At 66.5% G+C, this 14,419-nt stretch carries 15 protein-coding genes and 1 pseudogene; 8 read left to right on the top strand and 8 right to left on the bottom strand.

Annotated features, from left to right (window positions below; all coding sequences use genetic code 11):
* The 4 genes from BRAO375_RS30105 to BRAO375_RS30090 form a co-directional block, all read left to right on the top strand.
* The coding region (locus BRAO375_RS30105; RefSeq protein WP_035643083.1) for a hypothetical protein at positions 1-321 on the top strand (321 nt) is incomplete at its 5' end.
* A gap of 74 nt (positions 322-395) precedes the next feature.
* Entirely contained in the window at positions 396-626 is a 231-nt protein-coding gene (locus BRAO375_RS30100) for a S4 domain-containing protein (protein ID WP_052536162.1), read from the top strand.
* 112 nt (positions 627-738) lie between these two features.
* Entirely contained in the window at positions 739-1,077 is a 339-nt protein-coding gene (gene fdxA / locus BRAO375_RS30095) for a ferredoxin FdxA (protein WP_035643080.1), read from the top strand.
* A gap of 501 nt (positions 1,078-1,578) precedes the next feature.
* Entirely contained in the window at positions 1,579-2,409 is an 831-nt protein-coding gene (locus BRAO375_RS30090) for a CarD family transcriptional regulator (protein WP_009031201.1), read from the top strand.
* 412 nt (positions 2,410-2,821) lie between these two features.
* Here BRAO375_RS30090 and BRAO375_RS30085 read toward each other — a convergent pair whose 3' ends face one another.
* Positions 2,822-4,288, bottom strand: coding sequence for a M48 family metalloprotease (locus BRAO375_RS30085; protein WP_009031199.1), 1,467 nt, complete (start codon positions 4,286-4,288; stop codon positions 2,822-2,824).
* A gap of 49 nt (positions 4,289-4,337) precedes the next feature.
* A complete protein-coding gene (locus tag BRAO375_RS30080; RefSeq protein ID WP_009031198.1) occupies positions 4,338-5,135 on the bottom strand; it encodes a thermonuclease family protein in 798 nt (265 codons plus the stop codon).
* A gap of 196 nt (positions 5,136-5,331) precedes the next feature.
* On the opposite strand from BRAO375_RS30080, the gene BRAO375_RS30075 reads away from it, so the two are divergent.
* The 3 genes from BRAO375_RS30075 (at position 5,332) to BRAO375_RS30065 (ending at position 8,384) form a co-directional block, all read left to right on the top strand.
* Positions 5,332-6,516, top strand: coding sequence for an ABC transporter substrate-binding protein (locus tag BRAO375_RS30075; RefSeq protein ID WP_009031197.1), 1,185 nt, complete (start codon positions 5,332-5,334; stop codon positions 6,514-6,516).
* Between the two features lie 170 nt (positions 6,517-6,686).
* Positions 6,687-7,481, top strand: coding sequence for an enoyl-CoA hydratase (locus BRAO375_RS30070; protein WP_009031196.1), 795 nt, complete (start codon positions 6,687-6,689; stop codon positions 7,479-7,481).
* Positions 7,482-7,622: 141 nt separating this feature from the next.
* On the top strand, positions 7,623-8,384 hold the full coding sequence (locus BRAO375_RS30065) for a VOC family protein (protein WP_009031195.1): 762 nt from the start codon (positions 7,623-7,625) through the stop codon (positions 8,382-8,384).
* A 314-nt stretch (positions 8,385-8,698) separates the two neighbouring features.
* Here BRAO375_RS30065 and BRAO375_RS30055 read toward each other — a convergent pair whose 3' ends face one another.
* The 3 genes from BRAO375_RS30055 to BRAO375_RS30045 form a co-directional block, all read right to left on the bottom strand.
* Positions 8,699-9,505 carry an enoyl-CoA hydratase/isomerase family protein gene (locus BRAO375_RS30055; RefSeq protein WP_009031193.1) on the bottom strand — a complete coding sequence of 269 codons (807 nt, stop codon included), beginning with the start codon at positions 9,503-9,505 and terminating at the stop codon, positions 8,699-8,701.
* 109 nt (positions 9,506-9,614) lie between these two features.
* The gene (locus BRAO375_RS30050) at positions 9,615-10,772 is read right to left on the bottom strand and encodes an acyl-CoA dehydrogenase family protein (protein ID WP_009031192.1); all 1,158 of its coding nucleotides are present in this window, start codon (positions 10,770-10,772) and stop codon (positions 9,615-9,617) included.
* Between the two features lie 23 nt (positions 10,773-10,795).
* Entirely contained in the window at positions 10,796-11,860 is a 1,065-nt protein-coding gene (locus BRAO375_RS30045) for an acyl-CoA dehydrogenase family protein (RefSeq protein WP_009031191.1), read from the bottom strand.
* A gap of 254 nt (positions 11,861-12,114) precedes the next feature.
* Here BRAO375_RS30045 and BRAO375_RS30040 point away from each other — a divergent pair, with 254 nt between their 5' ends.
* The gene (locus BRAO375_RS30040; protein WP_009031190.1) at positions 12,115-12,897 is read left to right on the top strand and encodes an SDR family NAD(P)-dependent oxidoreductase; all 783 of its coding nucleotides are present in this window, start codon (positions 12,115-12,117) and stop codon (positions 12,895-12,897) included.
* A gap of 282 nt (positions 12,898-13,179) precedes the next feature.
* Here the strand turns inward: BRAO375_RS30040 and BRAO375_RS30035 are convergent, their stop codons facing one another.
* From BRAO375_RS30035 to BRAO375_RS30025, 3 genes and pseudogenes are all read right to left on the bottom strand, one after another.
* Entirely contained in the window at positions 13,180-13,446 is a 267-nt protein-coding gene (locus BRAO375_RS30035) for a GlsB/YeaQ/YmgE family stress response membrane protein (RefSeq protein ID WP_009031189.1), read from the bottom strand.
* A gap of 27 nt (positions 13,447-13,473) precedes the next feature.
* Positions 13,474-14,070: a YidB family protein gene (locus BRAO375_RS30030; RefSeq protein WP_009031188.1), complete on the bottom strand. Its 597-nt coding sequence runs from the start codon at positions 14,068-14,070 to the stop codon at positions 13,474-13,476.
* A 160-nt stretch (positions 14,071-14,230) separates the two neighbouring features.
* Positions 14,231-14,419: pseudogene (locus BRAO375_RS30025) on the bottom strand (hypothetical protein); the annotation flags it as partial.

Here is a 14,419-nt window from a genome sequence, read left to right as displayed (position 1 = left end):
GCCGGTGCGGCTCCGGCCGAGGGCGCCCCCGCGCGCGAGGATCGCGGCCCGCGCCGCGATCACGATGCCAAAGGACGCGACCAGAACCGCGATCGCAACAAGGGCGGTAAGTTCGGCGGCGACCGCGAAGGGCGCGGCGGCCGCGACTTCGGCAAGGGCGGTCGCGACAAGCGTGAGGGCGGCCCGGCGCTGCGACCCTATGCATCGAGCGGTGGCGGTGGTGGCGGTCGTGATCGCGACCGTCCGGTCGATCCAAACTCGCCGTTCGCCAAGCTCGCGGCGCTCAAGGAGCAGCTCGCGGCCAACAACCGCAAGGATTGACGAGAAGGACATCGCCCACGTCCGAGACCCCGTCAGAGCGCCAGCGCCTCGATAAATGGCTGTGGCATGCGCGGCTGGTGAAGGCCCGCACCAGCGCCGCGGCGCTGGTCTCATCCGGCCATGTCCGCGTCAACGGCGTGCGCGAGACCTCGCCCGGTCACGGCGTGAAGACCGGCGACGTGCTGACCATCGCGCTGGACCGCAGCGTGCGGGTGCTGAAAGTGACGGGATTTGCCGCGCGGCGCGGTGACGCGTCCTCGGTGCGCGGATTGTATGATGATCTCGACGGTGCCGGGCGCAGCTGACGCTTGCGCCTGCACAACTTCGGTTCAGTTCTTCGTCCTGCTTCCCTTGCGGCACACCACGTCCTGCGCTAGTGCAGGCCTGCCGATTTGTTGATCCGTTCCGGAGCCCTGGATGACTTACGTCGTCACCGAAAACTGCATCAAATGCAAATACACCGATTGCGTTGAGGTCTGCCCGGTAGACTGCTTCTACGAGGGCGAGAACATGCTCGTCATTCATCCGGACGAATGCATCGACTGCGGCGTGTGCGAACCCGAATGCCCGGCCGACGCAATCAAGCCCGACACCGAGCCGGGGTTGGAAAAGTGGCTCGGCGTCAACGCCGAATACGCCAAGTCCTGGCCGAACATCACCCAGAAGAAGGATCCGCCGGGTGATGCCAAGGAGCACGACGGCGAGGACGGAAAGTTCGAGAAATATTTTTCGTCGAAGGCTGGCGCCGGCGACTAGCGGATCACGTCGCTACCGGCGCTCGATGGGCGCCATGCAGGCCGGCCGGGGGATGCCGGCCGATCGGAATGCCACGCGGAAACAACGGCCTAGGGCGCATCTTGCGGTGCGGGAACAAACCCGGCGGGAGTGTTCGATTCTGGCACGCTTCACTTAACCCTAACTTCGCGGATCCGTCACAATACCGCCCCTGGAGCCTCTAAATCATTGATTTTTGCGGGAAATGTGCTATATATGGCACATTCTCAGAGCCGAACCCGGCCATGCGTTGATATTTTTGGCCGCCCTTTAAGGTTCCCGCAACATCAAACAGGGGCGTGGCAGTTCCGCGCGCAGGCTGTGTCACAGAAAACGCGTAAAAAGAGTGCTTCCAAGAGTACAAAAAAAGCCGCCGCGGCGAGCCGCAGCGTTTCCAAGGGCCGTGCCCGCGCTCCTGTAAAGGAGATTCGGGCTGCCGCAAAGGCCTCGGCTGCCAAGTCCACCAAGAACAAAAGAAGCGCAATGCCTGAAAAGACTGCCAAGACTGCCGCGAAAGCATCCGCCGCGAAGACCACTCTTGCAAGGGACTCGGTTGCCAAGGACTCTGTGACGAAGACTGTGACTGCCAAGGCGGCCGCTGCGCCCAAGGCCACCAAGACGGCCGCGCCGGCTGCTGCTGCTCCTGCCCCCGTTGCCAAGCCGGCGGCTCCCGCCGCGGCCGCGCCGCGCGTCGAGGAGAAGAAGCTGCCGACCCAGCGTCAGGGCTTCAAGACCAACGAATTCGTCGTCTATCCGGCTCACGGCGTCGGCCAGATCCTGGCCATCGAGGAGCAGGAGATCGCGGGCGCCAAGCTCGAGCTGTTCGTCATCAACTTCATCAAGGACAAGATGACGCTGCGCGTGCCGACCGCCAAGGTCGCCAATGTCGGCATGCGCAAGCTGTCCGAGCCGGCGTTGGTGAAGAAGGCGCTGGAGACGCTGAAGGGCCGTGCCCGCGTCAAGCGCACGATGTGGTCGCGCCGCGCCCAGGAATACGAAGCGAAGATCAATTCGGGCGACATCGTCGCGATCGCCGAGGTCGTGCGCGACCTCTACCGTTCGGAGTCGCAGCCGGAGCAGTCCTACAGCGAACGCCAGCTCTATGAAGCCGCGCTCGACCGCCTGTCGCGCGAGATCGCGGTGGTGCAGCACTCGACCGAGACCGAGGCCGTCAAGGAGATCGAGACGCAGCTCGCCAAGAGCCCGCGCCGCGGCGCCAAGACCGAAGCCGACGCGGTCGCCGAGGGCGATGCCGACGCCGAGGGTGACGACATCGACGGCGACGACACCGCTGTGGCGGATGAAGCTGCCTGATCGACCGTACCAGCGTTTTCCAATTAGTTGCTTACGAAAGCCCGGCCGCAAGGTCGGGCTTTTTGTTTGCTGCCGATGCGTTTGCCGACCGCCGGCGGTCGCAGCTGCCCACCGTGCCGGCGCCCGCCCTCCACGACGGCTCTGGCCGCTCTGCGGTGGGTGTGGCGCATCTGCCGTGGGCATGGCGCGCGCATGGTGCCAGGCGCTCCACTGTCGTCCCGGCGAACGCCGGCACCCATAACCACAGGATATCGTGACCGCGGAAGGCGGCCGCTCCAGCGGGCTCAGCAATGGAAAGCGGTGGCTATGGGTCCCGGCTCAAGGCCGGGACGACACCATCTTTGAGGAGCGGTCAGTGCCACGCCTCTGGCGGCAGGACGCAGCGCATGATCGCGCGTCCTTGAGCTGAGGCTCACTCCACCACGATCTTCACGCGATCGCGGACCTTGACCTGGGCGCGGGCGTCGAGGCCGTTGAGCACGCGGAAGCGTTCGATCGGGCGGTCGACGCCGGACATGCGGTGGGCCAATGATTCGACCGTGTCGCCGGGCTGCACGGTGATGACCTTGATGCGCAGCGGTCGGGCCGACTGGATCTCCTCGAGGCTGAGCCGGCGGAACGAGTTTACGGTCTCCCGCGCGTTGCGCTCGCTCTCGGTGGTCTTCTGCCGCGAAGCGAAGATGAAGCGGTAGACGTCGCTGCCGACGCGCAGCGCGTAGACCTTGAACTGCCAGGGATCGCCGCTGGCGCTGGTCGAGGCCGCCGGGAAGCCGTTGATGGTCAGCTCCTCGGTCGATGATTTGTCGACGTTCTCCATCCAGCCGGAGTTGAGATAGTCGCCGAGCGTCTGCTGGGCGGGGACGCGCACCACGTCGAAGCGCATCGCCTGGGCGCCGCCCTCGCGCACGCCGATCACCGCCTGGGCGGTGTTGTCGAGCGTGAAGTTCTCCGGCGCCTGGAAGGTGAAGCCGAGCTTCGGATGCAGGAAGCGGCGGCCGCGCACGAAGCCCTCGCTCGGGTCCTCGCCGTAGACGATGTTGTCGACTGCGGCGAGATAGGTCTCGCGATCATGCTCCTTGGCGTCCGGCGAGACGTACTGCTTGGCGATCGCAGCGGCGTTCTGCACCCGCTCCGGCGTGGCCGGATGCGACGACAGGAAGTCCTGCGCCCGCGGGTCGATGGCGACCTTGCCGGCCTTCAGCTCGGCATTGCGTTCCATCGAGGACAGGAACCGCGCCGCGCCGTACGGATCGAACTTCGCCTTGGCGGAGATGCCGACGCCGATACCGTCGGCCTCGAACTCCTGGGTGCGTGAGAAGCTCGCCATCGTCAGCTTGGTCTTGGCCAGCGCCAGCGCCGTCAGGTCCGGATCGTTGCCCATGTCGGAGACGACGCGGGTCACCACCGCCGCCTGCCGCGCCTGGTCTTCGCGGATCGCCGCATGGCGCGCCAGCACATGCGCCATCTCGTGGCTCAGCACGGACGACAACTCGGAGGTGTCGTTGGCGAGCGCGATCAGGCCGCGCGTCACGTAGAGCTGTCCCGTCGGCAGCGCGAAGGCGTTGACCGCACCGGAGTTCAGGATGGTGACCTTGTAGCCCTGGTCCGGCCGGTCCGACACCGCCACCAGCCGATCGACGATCCGGCCGATCAGCGCTTCGAGCTGAGGATCCTCATAGGCGCCGCCGTAGGTTGCAAGGATGCGTTCGTGCTCGCGATCGCTCGCCGGCGTCGTCTGCACCATGGCCGGCTTCGGCCGCGGCGTCGGCAGCGGCGCCGTCGCCTGCTGCAACTTGCCCATGTCGCTGCAGCCGGAGAGGGCGAGCCCCAGGCATAGCAAGGCCGGTGCGATCCGCGAACCGCAGTTCACCACCGTCATGCGCCTTCGAACAGACAGGTTCACGTCGCTACTCATGTACCCTTAGCGGTCAACGACCGCCCAAAATCTCGATCTGCGCGCTCTGCGTCAGTTCCAGCCTCGGACCCGCATGCGCTTCAATCCAACCGCGCACGCGAACCTGCCGATTCGCAAGTGATTTGACGTCGATGCCGGCACCTTCCAATACCGCCATCATACGCTTTGGAATAATCACAGCGAAGCCCCGTGTCCAGCTACGAGCGAAGTTCAGATAAGTTGTTGTCCCTGTCTGTCGTACGGACAACACCTTCCCTTCGACAACCGTAAATAGCCCTACGCCAGTCAAAATATCGTCTGGACTTTCCGCGTTTTTTATGACGGTCCCAATCTTCCAGAGACCGCGCTGCTCAGCCCTCGCCTCGGCCTCCGCGGCCGCCAGGCTGAGGGCGCAATCGCGGTCCGGCAGGTCGATGCCGCGAAGCACGGCACCCTGCCGCAGCAGCTCGCTCTGGGCCGGCTGGTCGGCGCCTGCCACGAAGGCGAAGGCGCGCTGGCGACCATAGCGGTCGGGTGCGTCGTCGTCGCCGCGCAGCACGACGTCGCGGTCGCGCAGCAGCGCGCCGAGCGCGTCCATCGCCGCCGCGCGCTGCTCGGGCGGCGGGACCTCGACGCCGGCAAGCCTGATCTCGCGGCCGTCGCTCAGGCGAACGCTGCGTGCATCGACGATGTCGCTGACATGCCCGTCGCCGAGCTCGGCAAACGCGCAGGGCGCCGCAAGGCTCGACGACGCGATTGCCGCCGCCGCCACCAGCGTCAGGCCTGCGCCGGCAAACCGGCTTCCGCAGATGATCATGCGTGCACGCGCCATGCTGCATCATCGCACGAAATTTGCGTTCCACTGAGCGGAAAACAACGGCATCCGACCGCTTTGTTAGGCGCTTGCCGCATGCGTGGGCGTGGGCCATGATGCCAACTATCAACGAGGCCGTCGCCATGTAGCGGCGTGCCCGGCAGGGAGGACTTTGATGAGCGGATCCATTCGTGGCGCGGCGGCGTCGTTGGTCATGCTGGCGTCTGCGCTGACGCTGTCGGCAAGCGTCGCCCACGCGCAGAGCAAGCCGCCGCTCAAGATCGGCGGCATCCTCGACATGTCGAGCCTCTATGCCGACATCACCGGTCCCGGCAGCGAGGCCGCGGCAAAGATGGCGGTGGAGGATTTCGGCGGCGAGGTGCTCGGGCGCAAGATCGAGGTGATCGCGGCCGATCATCTCAACAAGGCCGATCTCGCCGCCAACATCGCGCGCGACATGCTCGACAACCAGGGCGTCGAGATGATCTGGGACGTCGCCGCCTCCGCCACCGCGCTCGCCGCCGGCGAGATCGCCAAGGCGCGCAACAAGATCATCATCTTCAACGGCCCGGGCTCGGTGCGTCTCTCCAACGAGGCCTGCGGCCCCTATACCGTGCACTACGTGTTCGACACCTTCGCGCAGGCCAACGTCACGGGGCTCGCCGCGGTGAAGTCCGGCCTCGACAGCTGGTTCTTCCTCACCGCCGACTACGCGTTCGGCCAGGACCTCGAGAAGGACACCAGTGCGGTCGTGGTGAAGTCGGGCGGCAAGGTGCTCGGCAGCGTGCGCCATCCGCTCAACACCTCGGACTTCTCGTCCTTCCTGCTGCAGGCCCAGGCCTCCAAAGCCAAGGTGATCGGCCTCGCCAATGCTGGCGGCGACACCATCAACGCGATCAAGCAGGCCGCCGAGTTCGGCATCAGCAAAGGCGGCCAGAAGCTGTCGCCGCTACTCGCCTTCGTTTCCGACATCGACAGCGTCGGGCTGGAGACGGCGCAGGGCCTCCTCGTCGCCGAAGCGTTCTACTGGGATCTGAACGACGACACCCGTGCCTTCACCAAGCGTTTCATGGAGCGCACCAAGCGCGTGCCGACCTCGGCGCAGGCCGGCGTCTACTCGTCGGTCACGCACTATCTGAAGGCCGTGAAGGCTGCCGGCACCACCGATCCGGACGCCGTCATGAAGCTGATGCGGTCGACCCCGATCAACGACATGTTCGCCAAGGGCGGGCGTATCCGCGAGGACGGCCGCATGGTGCACGACATGTATCTGTTCGAGGTCAAGAAGCCGTCGGAGTCAAAGGGCAAGTCGGACGACTACAAGCTGCTCGCGACCGTGCCCGGCAACGAGGCGTTCCAGTCGCTGGAGCTGTCGCGCTGCCCGCTGGTCAAGAAGTGACGGTTGAAAGGCCGTGGCGTAGACGCGCTCTCGGCATCCGTCGTTCCGGCGCAACGACGCAGCGTTGAACCCGGAACCTCGACATGAGGCCATCATCTCGGGATTCCGGGTTCGACGCTGTCGCGTCGCCTCGGAATGACAGTCAGGTATCGACAAAGGGAGCACCGGCCATGACCACCAACACCACCGTCCTGCAGCACCTCGACTCCGGCCTGCTCACGATCACGATGAACCGCCCGGAGCGGCGCAACGCGCTCAACAGCGACTTGACCAAGGGATTGGTCGAGGCGGCGCAGCGCGCGGCTCATGATCCTGACGTGCGCGCCGTGCTGCTCAAGGGCGCCGGCGGCACGTTCTGCGTCGGCGGCGACGTCAAGGCGATGGCCGAGGCCAAGACCGCGCCGTCGTTCGAGACCAAGGTGACGACACTGCGCGAGCGCATGGAGGTGTCGCGGCTCTTGCACCAGATGCAGAAGCCGGTGGTGGCGCAGATCGACGGCGCCGCGGCCGGTGCCGGCCTGTCGATCGCGCTCGCCTGCGACCTGCGTGTCGCCGGCGAATCGGCCAAGATCACGACGGCCTTCGCCAAGGTCGGGTTGTCAGGTGATTTTGGCGGCACCTATTTCCTCACCCAGCTGCTCGGCAGCGCCAAGGCGCGCGAGCTCTATCTGACCTCGCCGATCCTCACCGCACGAGAAGCGCTGGCGCTGGGCATGGTGACGAAGGTGGTGCCCGATGCCGAGGTCGAAGCGGCGACGCGCGAGCTCGCGCTGTCGCTGGCCCAGGGCCCGAGCGTGACGCTCGGCTATATCAAGCGCAACATCAACAACGCGGAGACGATGACCCTGGAAGCCTGCTTCGACGCCGAGGCGATGCATCACTCGCGCTGTAGCGAGACTGACGACCACAAGGAAGCGGCGAAAGCCTTCGTCGAGAAGCGCGCGCCGGTGTTTCAGGGACGTTAGCTCCGGACACACCGTCATTGCGAGCGCAGCGAAGCAATCCAGGGTTATGGCGTGGAGCTCTGGATTGCTTCGCTGCGCTCGCAATGACGCCGGATAGGCCGTTGGCCTGCGTGAACGGGTGATACGTCAGAGAGGACTCCCATGCCCTACCTGCATCTGCGCCAGATCTGTCTCGTCGCCCGCAACCTCGAGCCGGTCGTGTCCGACATCGCGGCGATCATGGGCCTTGAGATCTGCTACCGCGATCCGCATGTCGGCAAATACGGTCTGGAGAATGCGCTGCTGCCGGTCGGGCCCATTCTGTTGGAGGTCGTGGCGCCCACCCGCGACGGCACCGCGGCTGGCCGCTTTCTCGACAAGACCGGCGGCCGCGGCGGCTACATGGCGATCTTCTCCTGCGACGATCCCGACGGCCGCGCGGCTAGGGCCAACGCGCTGGGCGTGCGCACCGCCAATGTGATCGATCATGCGCCCTATCACGGCGTGCAGCTGCATCCGCGCGACTGCCGCGCGGCCTTCATCGAGCTCAATCACACCGACGGCAGCGATGATGTGCTGGGGCCATATCCGCCCGCGGGACCGGACTGGACGCGGGCGATCCGCGGCGATGTGACGACCGCGCTGACCGAGGTCGTGCTGCAGAGCCCGGAGCCGGCCGCGCTCGCGGCGCATTGGGGACGGATTCTCGATGTCGCGCCGGCGGCCGCTGATAACGGCGCTTGGCAACTGACGCTGCCGAACGCCCGCCTTCGCGTGACGCCAGGGCAGCGCGAGCTGATGAGCGGCTTGGGCTTCCGCGTGAAGGATGTTTCGCGTGTCATCGACGCCGCACGTGCGCGCGGCTATGTGGCGCCAAGTAACGCGTTCGAGATTGCTGGTGTGACGTTCGCGCTCACGGCTTGAACTTGTGAGTTGATGCGGAGATCTCGCGTCAGGCGACGAGCTGGGCCGGCGAACAATCCTGCCGATCAGCTACTCCGTCGTGCCCGGGCTTGTCCCGCCTGCGCGGCCGAAGCCGCTTTGGCGCGGCGAAGGCCCGGGCATTCACGTGGTTCTCAGCCTGCCGGACGACGTGCATGGCCGGGACAAGCCCGGCCATGACGACGTGGAGAGAGACAGGGCACAATGCCGCGATCGCCATACGCGATGGCCCTCCCCGCAAGCGGGGCGAGGTCCACCGCGCGCGCGGCAACAGACTGCGCGATGGCGAGCGGCGCTCACCGTCCCTTGAAGTTCGCGAAGCGGCGCTCCTCGGTGGCCTTGACGCCTTCCTTGAAATCCTCAGTCGCGCGCAACCGTGTCTGCTCCGCAAGCTCGTGCTCGGTCGCCGCCATGACGCGGTCGGCGAGGCCGGCGCGCATCGTGGCGCGGGTCGAGAGCAGGCCGAGCGGCGAGCATTCGGCGATCTCGGCGGCGAGCTTCATCGCGGCCGTGCGCACCTGGTCCTGCGGCACGCATTCATTGGCGAGGCCCATCTTCAGGGCTTCCTCGCCGGTGACGCGGCGGCTGGTGTAGAACATCAGCTCGGCGTTGTTCTTGCCAACCAGCTCCGGCAGGGTCACGGTCAGCCCGAAGCCCGGATGGAATCCGAGCTTGGTAAAGTTCGCCGAGAAGCGCGCCTCCGGGCAGGTGACGCGGAAATCGGCCGACACCGCGAGCCCGAGTCCGCCGCCGATGGCCGCGCCATGCACGGCGGCCACGATCGGCTTCTTGCAACGGAAGATGCGCACCGCCTGCATATAGAGGTGATTGATCGGGCCGAGGCTGTCGGCCGGGTCGCCTTTGGCGCTGGCGGCCTCCTGCGCCTGCCGCGCCGGGTCGCCGAAATTGGCGCCGGCGCAGAACGCCTTGCCTTGGGCGGCGAGCACCGAGGCGCGGATCTCGATGTCGCGATCGAATCCTTCGAGCGCGTCCCCGATCTGGTTGATCAGCGAAATGTCGAAGAAGTTGAGCGGCGGCCGCCGGATCTCGATCAGGCCGACATGGCCATGGATCTCGACGCCGATGTCAGGGAAGTGGGTCATGATGTGGTCTCCCATTCTGCTTCTCAGGCGTCATTGCGAGCGCAGCGAAGCAATCCAGACTGTTCGTGCGGCCCTGGATCGCTTCGCTGCGCTCGCGATGACGGAGCTATTAACGCAACCCCAGCCCGCGCGCGATGATGCCGCGCAGCACCTCGGTGGTGCCGCCCTGGATGGTCAGCTTCGGCGCGGTGCGGATGGCGAAGGTCAGCTGGTTCTCGAGGGTCTCGCGATTGCCGGCGTCCTCCTCGACGAAGGCGGCGAGGTCGCGCACCCGGTGTGGCAGCTGCTGCTCCCACACCGTGCCGACGTCCTTGACGATCGAGGCCTCGACCACCGGCTCCTTGCCGGCATGCAGCATGCCGGCGACCGAGACCGACATCCGCCGCATCGCGTGCAGCTGCGCCACCAGCCGGCCGATGCCCTCGGCGCTGCGCGTATCCGGATTGGGGCCGACCGCGCGCACCAGCTCGGTCAGCACATAATAGGTCTCCAGGAAACGCTCCGGACCGGAGCGCTCATAGGCGAGCTCTGACGTCGCCTGCTTCCAGGCGCCGTCGATCTCGCCGAGCTGATGATCATCCGGCACGAAGGCGTCGGTGAAGACCACCTCGTTGAACTCCTTCTGGCCGGTGATCTGGCCAATCGGATTCACCTTGATGCCCGGCGACTTCATGTTGACCAGGAACTGCGTCAGGCCGTGGCGGCGGTTCTCCTTGGTGGCCGGCGACGTGCGGAAGATCGCGATCATGTAGTCGGCCATGTGCGCCGACGTCGTCCAGATCTTGGAGCCGTTGATCAGCCAGCCACCGTCCGTCTTCGTCGCGCGCGTCTTGGCCGCGAACAGGTCAGAGCCGGAGTTCGGCTCGCTCATGCCGATCGCGAAGCACAATTCGCCGCGGCAGATGCGCGGCAGGATGTCCATCTTGATGTGCTCGGGCGCGTAGCGCAGCAGGATCGGTCCGCTCTGGCGGTCGGCGACGAAGAAGCGGCGGACCGGCGCGTTGGCGACGCGCATCTCCTCGGTCACAACGTAGCGCTCCAGGAATGTGCGCTCATGGCCGCCATACTTCTTCGGCCAGGTCATGCCGATCCAGCCGCGCTCGCCGACGCGCCGCGAGAACTCGCGCGCGTCCGCGTCCTCGCGCAGCGGCTGATAGGGATTGAAGGTGCCGGCGGCGATCTCCTCGGCCAGGAACGCGCGCACCTCCTTGCGCAGCTCCTCGCATTCCCCGGGAAGACGGATCGGATCGAAACGGAGCGCGGTCATGGTCTATCCTTTTCGTGCAGCTCTCAGCGTGATGCGACCAGTGGCCACAGCTCGTCGGCGCCGCGGGCGGCGACGCGCTGGCCGAGGGCGACGGCCCAATGGCTTTCGGAGCCGAAATCGTCGCGCCAGGCCAGTGCGCGCAAGGAGAAGCGATGCAGGATGTGCTCGGTGGTAAAGCCGATCGCGCCGTGAACCTGGTGCGCGATCGCCGCGCCCTTCTCGGCGGCTTCGGCGCAGCGGATCTTGGCTGCTGCAGCTTCGAGGAAGATGGCATCGTCGAACGCCTCGGTGCGCGCGATCGCATCGGCTGCGGAGGTCGCGGCGGCGCTCGCCGCAGCGCTCTCGCCGGCGAGCCGCGCGAGATTGTGCTGCACCGCCTGGAATTTTCCGATCGGCTTCTCGAACGCGACGCGCTCGCCGGCATAGCGGACGCTGATCTCGAGCAACTGATCCAGCGCGCCGGCGATCTGCAGGCCACGCACGACGCCGCCCATCAGCATCAGGCGGTCCTGATCGAAGTCGGCCGGCGCGCGCTTGATCGTCGCGGGTGCGACCTTGTCGAAGGTGACGGTGTCACTGGGCTCATTGGCGAGCGACAGACCGGCATCGATGCGCAGCCCGGCCGTCTCGACCAGGGCGATCGAGACGCCGTCTCCGCCATGCGCGACGACGGCGATATGCGCGGCGCCTTTCGCGAACGGCACGCCGCGCGCGCGGCCCGAGAGCGTACCGTCGGCATTGACCGTGATCCTGTCCTTCGGGCGCGCCGGCGCGATCGTCATGGCGCCGTCGGGCGAAGCGATGCCGGCCTGCTGCAGCAGCCAGCCCGCCAGCAGGGTCTCGGCGAGCGGCACCGCCAAGGCGAAGCGTCCGGCGGAATTGATCACGGCAAAGCCGTCGGCGAGATCGATGCCGGCGCCGCCGAGCTTCTCGTCGACCCAGGCCAGCGGCAGGCCGGCCTCGCTCAGCGCCTGCCACAGCGGCGCTTTCCAGCGTCCATCCCTGTCGTGATTGATGCTTTGCGGGTCGGCGAGATCGGCGAAGATCTTCTCCGCGGTCGCAACCACGATGTTCTCAGCGTCCGCCACGGCGTTCCTCATTGTGATTTGTTTTGCATCGCGGCAGCGCAAGCGCAGCGAGGCTTTGCGGCGCATGATGAGCGCAAGCATCACGCCTGACAAGCGCTGCGCGTCGCAGAGCGCCGTCCGTTCCCCGCATGGACCGAGCCGATTTCCGCAGCGCGGAGATTGCCCCGATTTGCATTGCCCCGATTTTGCAGGCGCACTGATCTTCGCTAAGAAGCGATGATCCGAGAACGACAAGCCAAACAGGGAGAAGCGGAATGGCGGTGGAAGGTCTGTGCGCGATCGTGACGGGGTCGGCCTCCGGCCTGGGCGCCGCGACAGCGCTGCTGCTGGCCAAGGCCGGCATGCGCGTCGTCGTCAACTATTCCAACAGCAAGACCGAAGCCGAGCAGACCGCCGACCTGTGCCGGAAGGAAGGCGTCGAGGTGATCGTCGTGCAGGGCGACGTGTCGCGCGACGAGGACTGCAAAAAGATCGTCGCAGCCGCCGCGCCATGGGGCCGTCTCGATGTGCTCGTCAACAATGCCGGCACCACCAAGCATGTGCCGCATGATCAGCTCGACGGCCTCTCGGCCGAGGATTTCCAGCGCATCTACGCGGTCAACACCATCGGCCCGTTTCAGATGATCCGCGCCGCGCGGCCGCTGCTCGAGGCTGCGGCCAAGGAAGCCGTGCGCGCCTCGGCTGTCGTCAACGTCTCGTCGGTCGCCGGCATCAGCGGCGTCGGCTCGTCGATCGCCTATGCCGCCAGCAAGGGCGCGCTCAACACGATGACCTTGTCCCTGTCGCGCGCGCTGGCGCCGTCGATCCGCGTCAACACGGTCTGTCCCGGCTACATTGATACGCCCTGGTTCACCAAGGGGCGCGGCGAGGCCGGCGCCAAGCAGGTCCGCGATGCGGTCGTGGCGCGGGTGCCGCTGCGCACGGCCTCATCGGCCGAGGACATCGCGCAACTCGTCGCCTTCCTGGCGAGCCCCGCCTCGGGGCAGATGACCGGCGAGGTCGTGCGCATGGATGCGGGGATGCATCTGCTGGGCTGAGACGGTGGCCGCTGCGGTCAGGCGGTGACGCAATCCCGACCTCTCACTTGGCCCTGGATTGCTTCGCTGCGCTCGCAATGACGGGGGGAGCAGCGGTAAAGCCAATAATCAGCCGGGGTGAGTGGCATTCGGGTGGCGCAGCGGTCCAGCGTCTCTGTCGCTGTTGTGTGAGCTGCGCGCGCAGTCTCCATCCGCGTCATTGCGAGCGCAGCGAAGCAATCCAGGGCCCAGCAAGGACTCTGGATTGCGTCGTTTCGCTTGTCGTGACGGGATTGGCCGCGGCTAGCGGTTGAAGTCGCGGATGGTGCCGCTCGCCACCAGCCTGTTCCAGATGAACAGAACCACCACCGCGCCGATGGTCGCGGTGATGAAGCCGGCGCCCTGGTTGGGCCCGTAATGGCCGATCGCCTGTCCCACCGCGGTGGCGAGGAAGGCGCCGACGATGCCGAGCACGGTGGTGAGGATGAAGCCCGAGGGATTGTTCGGACCCGGGGACAACAGCCGCGCCAGAAAACCGGCAACGAGCCCAACGATCAAAATGTAAATCATGCGATCATCCTTGCCTGAAGGTCGGCTTCAGATCCGGCCCGCCAGCTCGTGCTCGGTCGGCAGTCGTCCGTCCGGCGTTAGCTGATCGATCACCTTCGGCAGATACTGGCTCAATCCGTTGAGCAGCTCGTCGCGCGACAGGCCGCTCTGCGCCGACATCTGCTCGATCTGGTCGGCGCCCAGCGCATTGGCGAGATCGCCCGGCGAGATCGGCTTGTTCTGGCCGGGGGAGACCCAGGAATTGGCGGTGTCGCCATGGCCCTTCTCCTGGAACTGCCGCAGAAGATCACCGAGTCCGCCGGAAAGCACGCTGCCGGCAGCACCGCCCGCGAGCAGCCCGCCCAGTCCGCCGGCGATGATGTTGCCGAGACCGCCGCCAAGACCACCGCCACCGAGCGCGCCGCCCAATGGTCCACCTTGCGGGGTTGGCTGCGGCGGCGGAACCGGCGTTGGCGCCGCGTTCGGCTGCTGCCCGTTCTGCGAGAAATGCTTCACGGCTTTCCACGCGAGCAGCGCGAGGATCGCCATTGTCATCGGCGACATGCCGCCGTTCTTCTCGGTGGTCGGATGGGACGGCCCGTGCGGGCCGTTCTGCATGCCGTTGAGGATATCGAGTAGACCCATGTGTGCCTCCTGCGCCCCGTGCGGGTAAAGCTATGGTCTCGCCAGCGGCGTGACAAGCTGCGCACCGAGCGCCGCGCGTTGTGACACGGCGCGGATGACGCCGGGATGAATGGAGGTCGTCCGGTGAGGAGGAGCTGGTGCGCCGGAGATCGCGCGCGTGTCAGTTCTTGGCGTCAGCCCGCTTCGGCGGCTTCACGGCCGGAGGCGCCGTGGCGGTCTGGCTTGGTCCCGTGAACATGCGTTTCAGCTCGTCGAGCTTCTCCGACAGGACCGGAAAATTGCACGAGAAGGAATCACGCCGGCCGCCGTCCTTGGCGCATTGCGCCGCCTTGACGCGGGCGCGGGCCTC

The organism is Bradyrhizobium sp. ORS 375, from assembly GCF_000239775.1.
GTDB lineage: Bacteria > Pseudomonadota > Alphaproteobacteria > Rhizobiales > Xanthobacteraceae > Bradyrhizobium.
The sequence above is the reverse complement of the archived record's forward strand: the minus strand, read 5'-3'. Positions and strand labels throughout refer to the sequence as shown.

Excerpts from the sequence above, each read along its gene's own strand:
- fdxA (WP_035643080.1), top strand. The coding sequence starts at position 739 with ATGACTTACGTCGTCACCGAAAACTGCATCAAATGCAAATACACCGAT.
- BRAO375_RS30090 (WP_009031201.1), top strand. The coding sequence starts at position 1,579 with ATGCCTGAAAAGACTGCCAAGACTGCCGCGAAAGCATCCGCCGCGAAG.
- BRAO375_RS30085 (WP_009031199.1), bottom strand. The coding sequence starts at position 4,288 with ATGACGGTGGTGAACTGCGGTTCGCGGATCGCACCGGCCTTGCTATGC.
- BRAO375_RS30080 (WP_009031198.1), bottom strand. The coding sequence starts at position 5,135 with ATGGCGCGTGCACGCATGATCATCTGCGGAAGCCGGTTTGCCGGCGCA.
- BRAO375_RS30075 (WP_009031197.1), top strand. The coding sequence starts at position 5,332 with ATGCTGGCGTCTGCGCTGACGCTGTCGGCAAGCGTCGCCCACGCGCAG.
- BRAO375_RS30070 (WP_009031196.1), top strand. The coding sequence starts at position 6,687 with ATGACCACCAACACCACCGTCCTGCAGCACCTCGACTCCGGCCTGCTC.
- BRAO375_RS30065 (WP_009031195.1), top strand. The coding sequence starts at position 7,623 with ATGCCCTACCTGCATCTGCGCCAGATCTGTCTCGTCGCCCGCAACCTC.
- BRAO375_RS30055 (WP_009031193.1), bottom strand. The coding sequence starts at position 9,505 with ATGACCCACTTCCCTGACATCGGCGTCGAGATCCATGGCCATGTCGGC.
- BRAO375_RS30050 (WP_009031192.1), bottom strand. The coding sequence starts at position 10,772 with ATGACCGCGCTCCGTTTCGATCCGATCCGTCTTCCCGGGGAATGCGAG.
- BRAO375_RS30040 (WP_009031190.1), top strand. The coding sequence starts at position 12,115 with ATGGCGGTGGAAGGTCTGTGCGCGATCGTGACGGGGTCGGCCTCCGGC.
- BRAO375_RS30035 (WP_009031189.1), bottom strand. The coding sequence starts at position 13,446 with ATGATTTACATTTTGATCGTTGGGCTCGTTGCCGGTTTTCTGGCGCGG.
- BRAO375_RS30030 (WP_009031188.1), bottom strand. The coding sequence starts at position 14,070 with ATGGGTCTACTCGATATCCTCAACGGCATGCAGAACGGCCCGCACGGG.